At 51.8% G+C, this 12,199-nt stretch carries 9 protein-coding genes and 1 tRNA gene; 3 read left to right on the forward strand and 7 right to left on the reverse strand.

Annotated elements, in window-relative coordinates; translation table 11 throughout:
- Nucleotides 1–187: 187 nt before the first annotated feature.
- Nucleotides 188–367 carry a hypothetical protein gene (locus tag LKK83_RS16540; protein WP_324632332.1) on the reverse strand — a complete coding sequence of 60 codons (180 nt, stop codon included), beginning with the start codon at nt 365–367 and terminating at the stop codon, nt 188–190.
- Nucleotides 368–480: 113 nt separating this feature from the next.
- Here LKK83_RS16540 and dapA point away from each other — a divergent pair, with 113 nt between their 5' ends.
- Nucleotides 481–1,365 carry a 4-hydroxy-tetrahydrodipicolinate synthase gene (gene dapA / locus LKK83_RS16545; protein WP_324632333.1) on the forward strand — a complete coding sequence of 295 codons (885 nt, stop codon included), beginning with the start codon at nt 481–483 and terminating at the stop codon, nt 1,363–1,365.
- Nucleotides 1,366–1,503: 138 nt separating this feature from the next.
- A complete protein-coding gene (locus LKK83_RS16550) occupies nt 1,504–3,273 on the forward strand; it encodes a ribonuclease J (protein ID WP_324632334.1) in 1,770 nt (589 codons plus the stop codon).
- 198 nt (nt 3,274–3,471) lie between these two features.
- Here the strand turns inward: LKK83_RS16550 and LKK83_RS16555 are convergent, their stop codons facing one another.
- Nucleotides 3,472–3,930, reverse strand: coding sequence for a helix-turn-helix domain-containing protein (locus tag LKK83_RS16555; RefSeq protein WP_324632335.1), 459 nt, complete (start codon nt 3,928–3,930; stop codon nt 3,472–3,474).
- A gap of 213 nt (nt 3,931–4,143) precedes the next feature.
- Here LKK83_RS16555 and xseB point away from each other — a divergent pair, with 213 nt between their 5' ends.
- Entirely contained in the window at nt 4,144–4,431 is a 288-nt protein-coding gene (xseB, locus tag LKK83_RS16560; RefSeq protein ID WP_324632336.1) for an exodeoxyribonuclease VII small subunit, read from the forward strand.
- 67 nt (nt 4,432–4,498) lie between these two features.
- On the opposite strand, the gene LKK83_RS16565 is transcribed toward xseB, so the two are convergent.
- From LKK83_RS16565 to LKK83_RS16585, 5 genes are all read right to left on the reverse strand, one after another.
- Nucleotides 4,499–5,728 carry a DNA double-strand break repair nuclease NurA gene (locus tag LKK83_RS16565; RefSeq protein ID WP_324632337.1) on the reverse strand — a complete coding sequence of 410 codons (1,230 nt, stop codon included), beginning with the start codon at nt 5,726–5,728 and terminating at the stop codon, nt 4,499–4,501.
- A gap of 340 nt (nt 5,729–6,068) precedes the next feature.
- Nucleotides 6,069–6,989, reverse strand: coding sequence for a glycosyltransferase family 2 protein (locus tag LKK83_RS16570; protein ID WP_324632338.1), 921 nt, complete (start codon nt 6,987–6,989; stop codon nt 6,069–6,071).
- Nucleotides 6,990–7,176: 187 nt separating this feature from the next.
- Nucleotides 7,177–7,959, reverse strand: coding sequence for an HAD family hydrolase (locus LKK83_RS16575; RefSeq protein WP_324632339.1), 783 nt, complete (start codon nt 7,957–7,959; stop codon nt 7,177–7,179).
- 193 nt (nt 7,960–8,152) lie between these two features.
- Nucleotides 8,153–8,224, reverse strand: a tRNA-Gln gene (locus LKK83_RS16580).
- A gap of 145 nt (nt 8,225–8,369) precedes the next feature.
- Entirely contained in the window at nt 8,370–11,696 is a 3,327-nt protein-coding gene (locus LKK83_RS16585; RefSeq protein WP_324632340.1) for a GAF domain-containing protein, read from the reverse strand.
- Nucleotides 11,697–12,199 lie beyond the last annotated feature (503 nt).

Consider the following 12,199-nt stretch of genomic DNA (forward strand, 5'->3'; position numbering starts at 1 on the left):
TGATTCAAAAAGTGGGGTTGGGCGAGGATATGATACCCCATCATATCCGAGGGGTCGCCTCACTCAAAAACGCGAAAGCCAGATCTCAAAGGTCTCGGCCCAGAAGCCCGCGCCGTACCGCCTAAGCGGTCGGCGTCGGGAGTACGTCACGCATCACCCGAGTGGGGCATTTGCCATCATTGACAAATCAACCCGAATTGGGAGCATGACGGGAGAGGATAGGGGAATGGAGAGTCCCTAACCCTCGAAAAGCGCCGACCCAGCAAGCAGCGATCGCGCGCTTTCCCGGAGTCAGGTCTGCGATCGATAAAAACGCGATCGCCCGCACCGGAGAGCCTCCCCAGCCTCCACCCGGAATGCTGGACACAAAAAAGCCTAATGACCTCTGGCACTAGCCTCTCCCAGATGCGATGTACTGGGATTTAATCGGCTATGCGCCCATCTCGAACTGACAATCGATCCATTTCACAATAGGAGAGTGTGGTGAATTTCGGACGTGTGCTCACCGCAATGATTACGCCGTTTTCAGAAGACGGCAGCTTAAACTTAGCCGTGGCAGAAAAGCTAGCCGCGCATTTAGCCAATAGCGGCACCGATGCCGTGGTGGTTTGTGGGACCACAGGCGAGTCCCCCACCTTAACCTGGGATGAAGAACACGAATTATTTCAGGTGGTGAAAAAAGCCGTGACGGGGAAAGCGAAAGTCATCGCCGGAACCGGGTCGAATTCTACTCGCGAGAGCATCGCAGCCACCCAAAAAGCTGCTAAACTAGGAGTAGATGGATCGTTACAAGTTGTTCCGTATTACAACAAGCCGCCACAAGAAGGAATGTATCGGCATTTTAAAGCGATCGCCGAAAGCAACCCAGACATGCCACTGATGCTTTATAACATCCCCGGTCGCACCGGACAGAATTTGCTACCGGAAACAGTGGCGCGTCTGGCAGAAATTCCCAACATTGTGGCCATCAAGGAAGCCACCGGCAGCACGGATCAAGCCAGTCAGGTGCGACGGCTAACGCCCCCGGATTTTACGATGTATTCTGGAGATGATTCGATGACCCTGCCCCTACTGTCGGTTGGGGGGTCTGGAGTAGTCAGCGTCGCCTCTCATTTGGTGGGAGAGCAACTGCAAGAAATGGTGCAAGCCTTTGAAGGGGGTTCCCCGCAAAAGGCCACGGAAATCCACTTAAAGCTTTTGCCTTTATTTAAAGCCCTGTTTGCCACCACCAATCCCATTCCCCTGAAATATGCCCTCAAACTTCAAGGGTGGGATGTGGGATCTCCTCGCCTACCGCTGTGTGATGCCTCTGATGAGGTGAAGAGCAAAGTCAAAGCGGTAATGGAAGAACTCAACCTACTGTAGGTTTCCTGGGGAGAGAGTCCCGGTCATGGGTCAGGAGTGGCGATCGCACAAATCCGGTCGCCGATGACCCATGACCTATCAAAAATAACCATTAATTGAGTTGTCACAATTGCTCAGTACATTAACAACGGAAAACACATGAGTAAAAAAGGATCTTCCCCCGCCCTCAAAATTATTCCCTTGGGTGGGCTGCATGAAATTGGTAAAAATACTTGCGTCTTCGAGATTAACGACGAAATCCTCTTGTTAGATGCAGGACTGGCATTTCCCACCGATGGAATGCATGGCGTCAATATCGTCCTGCCAGACATGACCTACTTGCGGGAAAATCGCCATAAAATCAAAGGCATGATCGTCACCCACGGTCACGAAGACCACATTGGCGGGATTCCCTTTCACTTAAAACAATTTGATATTCCCACCATCTACGGTCCGAGATTGGCAATGAATTTGCTCGAAGGCAAATTAGAAGAAGCTGGCGTGGCCGATCGCACCGAACTGCGAAGAGTAGGTCCGCGCGAAATCGTGCGCTTGGGCAAATCATTTTTAGTCGAATACATTCGCAATACCCACTCGATCGCCGATAGCTTCACCGTTGCCATTCACACCCCCGTAGGCGTGGTCATCCACAGCGGCGACTTCAAAATCGACCATACCCCAGTAGATGGCGAACATTATGACTTGCAAAAGCTCGCCGAACATGGGGAAAAAGGCGTGCTGTGCTTGATGAGCGACTCCACAAATGCCGAGGTTCCCGGATTTACGCCCTCAGAAAGTTCTGTATATCCCAATCTCGATCGCATCTTCTCGCAAGCCCCCGGTCGCTTGCTGGTGACCACCTTTGCCTCTTCGATTCACCGCTTGAACATCATTTTGCAACTAGCGAAAAAGCAAGATCGGGTGGTGTCTGTGGTCGGTCGCTCCATGCTCAACGCGATCGCCCACGCCCGCAACTTGGGCTATATCAAGTGCGAGGACAGCCTGTTCCGACCCCTGCACGCCATCCGCTCCCTGCCCGAAGAGAAAGTCCTGATTCTGACCACCGGCTCTCAAGGCGAACCCATGTCCGCCCTGACTCGAATCGCCAACGGCGAACACCGGAAAATCAAAATCCGTCAGGGAGATACCGTGGTCTTCTCCGCCAATCCGATTCCCGGCAATACCATCGCCGTGGTCAATACCATCGATAAGCTGATGATGCAGGGCGCAAACGTGATCTACGGACGCCATCAGGGCATTCACGTCTCCGGACATGGCTCTCAAGAAGACCACAAGCTGATGCTCGCTCTCACTCGTCCGAAGTTCTTCCTCCCAATTCACGGGGAACACCGCATGCTAGTGCAACATGCCAAAACCGCTGAAAGCATGGGCATCCCCGGCGAAAATATTCGGGTAATCGATAATGGGGATGTGATAGAATTGACCCCCGATAGCATCGAGGTGGTGGATAAAGTGCCCTCCGGTATCGAATTGGTGGATTCCTCGCGATCGGGCTTGGTGAAAGATGAAGTGCTCAAGGAACGTCAGCGATTGGCAGAAGATGGCGTGATTACCGTGGCGGCGGCGATCGGCTTCAATGGCAAACTCGTCGCCGAACCCTCCGTACACCTGCGCGGCGTGGTCTCCTCCATCGAACGGGAACAGCTCCAAAAATGGGTCTGCGAAACCATTGAAGATTGTCTGAGCGATCGCTGGACCGAATTTGCCAAGTCTTTTGGCGATGGCGAAGTCGATGTGGACTGGACCGGTCTGCAAACTCAACTCGAACGGGATCTCAAGCGGATGTTGCGCCGCGAACTGCAAACCAATCCCTTATTGGTCTTGTTGATGCAAACGCCCAAAGAACCCGTGAAATCAGCCACCACCGGACGTCGTCGCACGCGATCGACCGCCAAAGTCGCGTCCTAATCCTTCGCGATTTCACACCCTACCCCTACAGGGAAACTCCGCCCGCCCGAGGCGATTTTTTCCCTGTAGGGGCTTTTTTCCTCAAACAAAAAAATAACCCTAACTGGCTAGGGTTATCCTTTATTTGCCAACTCAATGGCATGTGATTAAGTTTCATATTCTGCGAGGGGAAATTTGATTTGACTCCGTATTCCGACGCTATTTTTTAATTTTTTTATGTCCTTTCTCTCCTTTTAAGGTAGCTTGGAGTTTATTGTGAACTGCTCGATAAACCACATGATAGCCGACCTCGATGCCACATTCTTCTTTCAGCCACATCTGAATTTCCCCATAACTATTAAATCCGTCGCATTCTTGCAGTTGTCGCGCGAGTTGCTTCATCACTTCCGGTGGAATTGCCGGTTTTTTGCCCGGATTTTTATACTGCTTCAGCAAGCCTGACAATCCATCTTTTTTGTACTTTTGGAACCAGCGATAAATCGTGGAGGTATCACGCACTAGCACAGCGGATAACTCTTGGAGCGTGGTGATAGTTCCGCTTTTGAGTAAATAAAGCGCTTGCAGTCTTTCTTTGCTGTAAACGCTGGTCTGCTTCTCCAAGAGTATTTTCAGTTCTTCTGCTGATTCTGTTATTTCTAGCTTTAAATTTCTTCCCATTTGAAAAGATTTCCAATTCAGCCCTATGCGTTAATTTCATGCAGGAACATACTAAAATTGTATCAACAGCCTAGCTCAGCGACTCCGGATCGTCAAGAGCGCAAGCGGTGAATGGAGAATGCAGAAATAAAACGTAAAAGAGCAACTGGGAAGAGTGGATGAGCGTAAGCGGCAAATTTCCCATTTTTCATCTAACCCTAGCCCGGAAAGAGTATGATGAAATACAGTGAAAAAAGAAGCGGGAGCGATTCTATGGGTCATCCGGGAACCGATTCGGGGGAAGTGGAATTCCCCGATCGCTGGAACTATGAAGCCACAGTGGCGCAAATCGAAGCGATTATCGATCGCGTAGAATCTGGCGAACTCGAACTCGCCGAGGTATTCGACCAATTTTATGCGGCGGTAGAATATTTACAACAATGCGAAACCTTTCTCGCCCAACGAGAACAACAGATGAACATTACCATCGAGACCCTCAATGATGGAGGGTTTGACTTTTGAATTAGCCGATTTCGAGGGCGATCGCCACTTTCCCATTCCCCGGCGATCGCCTGCCAATCGCGCCCGGTTAAGCAATACTGCCCCGTTTCCGGGTCTCCTTATAAGAGGTACTCACATTTTGCAACCCAGCTTGAATCATCTGCTGTTCGAGTAAGGCAAAGAAATGGGCGCGATCGCTTCCGCGTACCACCGCTTGATTGTGCGCCTCCGCCAAAGCCACCGGATACCCATACCCTTTTTGCACCTGCGCCAACACCAGACTCAACGCCGAATCCAGCAGGGTTGGATCTTGCGCCACCCAAGCAGGCATATCCACGCGGGCAATTTCCGGGCCGACATGAAGATAACAAAAATAAACCTGATGTGCGGCATCATACAAGTCCAAAATCCGGGCACAACTGCGCCAGAGGGGACTGCGCTGCCCCGGTTCCAACAGGGAGGCCCAAAAGGTGGTATCGCGCAAGGGGTCAAACAGCTGACAAGGAGCCTTGCGATCGTAAGGGCGACTCACCTTATCCGCTTCCAAAGGACAATGGGTAAAACAATCGGGATGTTCGTAGGGACAAGCTTGCAAGCGCAAAAAACTGAGGGCTTCACTGCTGCGAGACGCGCTGAGATACCCGACAATCGGAACCCCCCACTCGCGCATCTGTTCCCATGCTTCAAAAATCGCATCGAGAATGAGCTGACGCGCATCGGTGGGTAAGGGTTCTAAAAACCAGTAAATCAACGATCCATCCACCATTGCTAAAATCGGCGCTTCCGGGTGGGCGATTTGACCGCTACCGGGAGTTCGCAAGTCGCGGGCTAAATGTGCCAATGCTGCGGCTTCCGAAACCGCCCGCCGATAGCTCATCCACTCTTCAGTTTTTATCCCCCACTGGCGCGACACGTACAGGTCTTCGGGTTTGTAAAACACTTCCGGTATGCTCTCTAATGATGCCATCCGACTTTGACCGTAGTGCAACACTACTCGTCCGACATTGATTAAATAGCAATAGGCAATTTCGTGATGGGAAGGGGCGATTTGAGAACCATCGGTAGCAATCACGGTTTGCACTTGGGGTGGCTGGGAGATGAATGGACGCAGGTTGAGCGGTTCTACGGGAATGGCGGGGGTAAATGCCATGCGATCGCGCCAGTTTTGGCGCTGTTCGACTAAATGCCCCTGTTGCGATCGCGCCTGTTTTATCAATTCCTGCGCCACTTCTAATCGCTGATGGGCTTCTTTTGCTTCTTTCGCCAAATGTTCGCTAATCCCTTGCATTTGGCGGGCAATTTTGGTTAAATCCAGCATACTATCCCCTTGGTGGTGACAACCCACCGCTTTTGTTCGTTCTTTCCGGTGCTAATTTTACCCTTTCCCTCCTCAAGCTGGGGCAATACACCTCAATTCACTGCTTTCTTTGTCGCGTTTCTTATGGTATAATAAAAAATTGCGCTGCCAAAATTAGGCAATTCAATTAACTACCGTAGAGACGCGCTCGAACCGCCTATGCGATCGCGACCTGCCCGACCCTACTGTGGAAGAATTATACCGAATCCGGGATATTGCTGCATTGTTCCTGTGGGAAAAACGGTATTTCCCCGGTTTTTTCCCCATTGACCGATTGACGAATAGCCGATCGCCTCGGATTTCACATGCGTTTATCAATCATGTCAGCCAACAAGGCAAACATAGCGGTTTGTGTAGCAGCAATCAACAGCAGCAGGGTTCTGTCGGTTAAATCTTCTCGCACAAAGATATCTTGAATCAACGTCAAGCAAAAGCCGGCGAAAAAGATTCCAGCAATGGGTAAAAAGACGCGAATGGGAGCGAAATAAAGACCGGTTCGCAAGATTAACTGGACGAATCGTAACGTATCGCGGATGGGTTTGATTTTGCTTTTGCCTTGGCGAGGGTGATAGTCAATCGGTTCGTAGCGAACCACATAATTATTGTTTAGCATTGCCACGGTAATGGTGGTGGTAAAGCTAAAGGTATCGGGCAAAATTTTGAGAAACTGTTCGACGACGCTTTTATGAAACACGCGCAGACCACTGTTGAGGTCTGGAATGCGACTGTTGGTAATCCATTGCGCAAAGCGAACGAGAAACCACTTGGGAATTTTCCGCAACGTTGGGTAGCGCACGTTAGCGCCGATGCGCGCGCCGACTACCATATCCGCATCTTGGGTTAAGGCGACGAGTTGGGGGAGGATGGCGGTGGGATAAGTACCATCTGCATCGGCGATCGCAATTAACGGATAGGTGGCATGTCGAATCCCGGTTTTCAGCGCCGCACCATATCCGCGATTGTTGCGATGTTCGATCGCTTTAATATCCGGTCGCGATCGCAAAATTTCCCGGGTGCGGTCTGTGGACCCATCGTTGACCACGATAACCTCATAGGTACAACCGGAAGCGGTTAGATTTTTCTGTAGCTCATCTAATGTGGGTGCAATGCCTTTTTCTTCGTTATAAACCGGAATAACAACGGAAAAAGGCGGCACCAAGAACTCCGTTGTGGAGAGGAGGGGAGAGGTTTCCTCCAGAAATTCCTTGCTGTCTTTCTTCATGGGGTTGGGGTGGAGAGCGATCGCGGTAGATATAGAGTTGCATTCACGCCCTCGTCACGACTTTTCGGTGCTTTTTCAGTTCAATTTGCTAGGGGTTAGCAATTTGGGGGAGAAACTGATTTAATGCCCAAACCGGATCGATCGGCGGCGGAAGAATTGCCGCACCGAAACCCTCCGCATTGCCGATTTAAGGCCAATCGGAGAAATCCCGGGCAAACTCCTCGAGGGACAATAGCTTGATGTGGGAATTTTCTACGGCTAAAGCGCGATCGTCGGGAGTATTGTAGCCCCAATCGGCCAGATAGAGGCGTACCGGTTGCAAATCCGGCTGTTTTTCCACCGATTCTAGAGTTTTTAGCCGATCTTCCACAAACCAGATCTCCGGGGTGGGGGTTGTGCTACCCAATAGTTCTCGCAGGATTTGGTATTTGGGACGCTCGACATTTTTGCCATAGATCGCGTTTTCGGGAAGTTCCACGCCTTGTTGGGCGAGGAGCGATCGCACGAAGCGTTCTTCTTTGGTGGTGACGACGCCGACGCGAACCGAACTAGCAAGAGCTTGTTGGATGCGGGCGATCGCCCCGGGATAAAAGCGATGCAGACTCAGCCATTCGTTTAAATTCGAGTTAATCCACTCATCGCGGACGCCATCCACGCGATCGCTGACCTCAGCCGGATCCAATCGGGCCTCGGCGACGATTTCCCGACGCACTGCCGGCCACTCATCCCGAACCTTTTCTTCCGGAATGCCCCGCAAGAGCGCTCTGAGAACCACCGGCATCTCCCACCCGGTTTCGATAACAGGTCGCAGGCGGTAGAAACTGGAGGCTAAATTCTCCGGTGGCGTCGGATCTGTGTTGGGCCACATCTGGCAATAAGCACGCCAGGTGGTTTGGAAATATTCAATCAACCCGTCACAGATGACGCCATCAAAATCAAGAGCCAGAATCGTCGGATGCTTTGGTGACATGGTTTAGGGGAGCAGTTTACCGCTCAATTGTCCCACAAATTGCATTGAATGACATTGGTTAATGACCAATGACCAATAACAAAGGACCAACACAGAACCCCGCTGATTTGAAACCAGCGGGGTTCTTGCAGATGTTGTATGAGTTGTGAAAGAATCCTACCGATAAATTGGATAGGATTGCCAGTTCGTGGAACTGGGGCGGAAGGATTCGAACCTCCGAATGCCTGGACCAAAACCAGGTGCCTTACCGCTTGGCGACGCCCCATCGCTTAACCTTCATCATAATAACCTCTACCCCTAGGGATTTGTCAAGGGGTTTGGCAAATTTTTTTTAATTTTTTTGGGATATAGCTGGAAACTCTTGCTGGTAGGGGAATTCGGGAGACGAGGGGCGGGGAGGGAAAAGAGAATCAGGCGCACCAACTGGCCAACTGGGGTTGCTTAACGGGAATAGAAATGTAGAAGGTGGTACCTTCTCCGGGTTCGGATTCGCACTTGAGGATACCGCCATGTTTTTCCACAACGATTTTATAGCTAATCGAGAGACCCAGGCCGGTGCCTTTGCCCACGGGTTTGGTGGTGAAGAAGGGGTCAAACAGGTGTTTTTTGACGTCTTCGCTCATTCCCGGGCCGTTATCTTGAATGCGAATAGCCACGTGGGAGGGTTTGGCTTGGGCGTCGGTTTTGGCGACTTCGGTGTGGATGGTGATGATATGGGGATTGGGTTGATTTTCCAGGGCGTCCATTGCATTAGCGAGGATGTTCATAAACACCTGATTGAGTTGGCCGGCGTAACATTCGACGCGAGGCAGATTGGCGTAGTCTTTAATAATTTCGATGCCTTTATCTTTGCCTTTGGGTTTGGCGCGGTTGTGCAGGATGAGCAGGGTGTTATCAATGCCTTCGTGGATATCCACCGGTTTCATTTCTGCTTCATCGAGACGGGAGAAGTTCCGCAAGGAGACGACGATTTGGCGGATGCGATCGGCACCCATTTGCATGGAGGCGAGGATTTTGGGTAAATCTTCCAGGAGGAATTCCAGGTCGATATCTTCGGCGACTTCTTGAACTTCCTCAGCCGGTTCGGGATAATGCTGTTGATAGACTTCGATCAGGTGGAGCAAGTCTTGGGTGTAATTGTTGGCGTGGACTAAGTTGCCGGTGATGAAGTTAACGGGGTTGTTGATTTCGTGGGCGATGCCGGCCACCATTTGGCCGAGACTGGACATTTTCTCGGTTTGGATTAATTGGGCTTGAGTTTGTTTGAGATTTTGCAGGGCGACGCTGAGTTGTTGGGCTTGAGTTTGGGCGGCGAGGGCGGCGGCGTGAGTTTGGGCATAGAGTTCGGCTTGGTCGATCGCCAATGCGAGTTGGTCTACCACTCCTTGTAGCAGTTCCACTTCGCTATCACTCCAGGGGCGGCGGGTGTTGTGGCTGCAAACCACGGCACCGAGTTGACCCGATCGCGTTTCCAGGGGTAGCAGCAGAACGGAGGCGATCTGCATGTCGCGAATCAGCGATCGCGTGTTGTCATCGACTTTCACCGCCGTGTTGATGTCGTCTACCCGTAACGATTGTAAATTGCGGATTCTCGCGGCCAAAGGACCGCTTTGGGCGGGGGGATATTCGCACAATAGACTGGGAACCTCGGCATTGCGGGATTCGTGGGTGACGGTTAAGCTCGCCTGCACTGGATTGGGAAGGTACCATAAAAAGTGACATCTGTCAATCTGCAATAAACTGCGGATTTCTTGGACGGCGGTTTCGAGAATGGTATCCAAGTCCAAGGAGTTGCGAATCTGGCTAGCGAGACGGAAGAGCAAGCCTTCGCGGCGGGACAGCAGGGCTTCTCTAGCCCAGGCGCGATCGACGGCGACGGCGATGCTATTGGCGACCCATCCCAATAAACTTTGCACTCTTGGGCTGAGGGTGTGGTGAGAGAAGACGGCGATCGCGCCGACTAAGCGATCGTCTACAATCAGCGGTAGGGCGACAAAATTGGCGTCGAGACAACAGCTATCCACAAACAGTTCTTCTGTGGTATCCCCCGGGCTGGATAAGTGCCCGCAATAGGACTGACGAGTTTGTGCCAGAGTCCCGAGGGGCGGCACTCCCAGCGACACCCGTTCTGGAAAACGTTCGCGATCGAACGGTTCCCCGGCGCTGGCGTGTAGTTCCAGTTGTTGGAAGGCGGGATTTAAAATCCAAATGCTGGCGGAAGCCACATCCAGATGGACGATCGCTGCATTCATGCAGTGTTGCAGCAGGTCGGACAAGCTTCCGCCTTGGGCTAATATTAACCCCATTTCCGCACTAAAGGCGGATAAATGGGTGGATTCTTGCTCGACCCTTTTGGCCTGTTTCAGGGGAGTCACATCTTGGAAGTAAACGGATAATCGGTTGGGTTGGGGATAGGCAGTCATCTTCAACCAAATTTGGGCGGATGTATCGTACAGTTCCAGTTGCGCGATCGCGCCATCGCTGATGGCGCGATCGTATTTCTCAGCGCTAGAGGCTTGCCATTGCGGGAACTCGGACCAGATATTTTTCCCCAGCAATTCCTCTCGGCTGCGCGATAAAATTTCTTCGGCCCGAGAGTTAAGCTTGATAAAGTTCCCCTCGGGGTCTAAGGCAAAATACCCCTCGTTGAGGCGGTCGAGATCGACGTCGGATTCGGTATCGGTGGCAGGGGTTTCGGTACTGAAGAGAATGCCTTGGATTTCGAGCAACGAACCGTCCGGGTCGAAAATACCGCGCCCGCGATCGCTGACCCATCGCCAGGTTCCATCGGCGTGGCGGATCCGATACTGCACAGCAAAGGGTTGCTGTTGGGCGATCGCACCGTGAATCTCGCTTTCGACTCGTTCTCGATCCTGAGAATGAATCAAGTGGCTATAACTGACCCTGGGGGTGCGTCCGTTGTCCCGAGACTGGCAGAGAAAATCCGATGGGGGATAGCCCACAATTGCGGCAATTACCGGATTGAGAAAAACCCGACAATCTTCCTGACCAACGCCAGGGCAACGATAAGGAGCCATCTGCACTTCGGCGAGCAAGTGGTTTAAAGACTCGTTTTGAGACTCGTTCTGGAACTGATTTTTTGGGGGCAATACTGAGACCTTGCCATCGCGCGGGGTGGGGCGGGCTTCCCGCTGGGGCGATCGCCATCTAGAACGTTCCGTTCTTTGGGAAGGTTCTGGAGTTAGGGGGGCGCTAGGCGTCCGAGGTGAGGGGGGAGTTTCCGACCGAGGGATCGATTCTAACTGCTTGGCGCACAACCGTCCGAGGATTTGCAATCCTTGCAGTTGTTCGCCACTGAGTTCGCGTACCTGGCGATCCATAACGCATAATTTTCCCAGTTTCTCTCCGGCTTGGGTTTTCAGAGGGACTTCGGCATAAAAGCGGATCTCCGGTTCGTCTGGGATTGGGGTTTGGGGGGCCAAGCGCGGATCCGATCGCAGATCGCAAATTTGCATCGGTTCTATGGGGTTATTCCTGTGGGTTTCGCGATCGAGTGTCGCGCAGATTTGCAAGACCCAGGGATTTTCACAGGAAGATAGACCCCGACTCACCACTCCTCCCCTTCCGTTAGCCCGATCGAGACAGATGGCGGCGATCGCCGTATCGCAAGTTTGGGTGGCCAACTGGGTAAACTCCTTCAACTCACTCATTACTTGTGCGTCGATTTGGTTTGACTGAGGCCAGGATTGAATTGTAATGTCTTGTTCGCTTGGCACTGGTGTTTTCATGGGTACGGACGCCTCTCATTTTGAAGCCTGCCAGTCTGGGGACTGGTGCGTGTTTTTCATCGTAGTAGAGCCGAATTTCCGCTTCTGTTTCGATCTTACGTTCCGCAAGCCTCAAGCGATACAGGGGAATTGCGGAGGTCAGCATCCCGTTTTTCTTTCTGCCTGGAATATTGACGATTTACTGGAACTGACGGTGGCACCGATTTTTGGATGCGGCTTCCCCCACCGGGCAGTTCTAGATTAGTTTCTCATCAAATCTTGATTCGCTTTATAGCGGTTCTGGTGTGGGCGAAGTACCAACTTTTTTCTGGATTCGCCCACCTCAAGGGTGGGGACAGATTTGGCCTAGGTACCTCGTCAACTTGCCAAATGCTATGTTATCTATTCTTCCTTATTTTTAAGATTGTTTTTACAGTTTTTTCATCAGAAATTAGGGTTGGTAAGGGGGAGAACGGAAACCCTCGTCATTTATGCGTAGGGAGGAGTTCTCC

This window comes from Phormidium sp. CCY1219 (assembly GCF_035615515.1).
GTDB lineage: Bacteria > Cyanobacteriota > Cyanobacteriia > Cyanobacteriales > Laspinemataceae > CCY1219.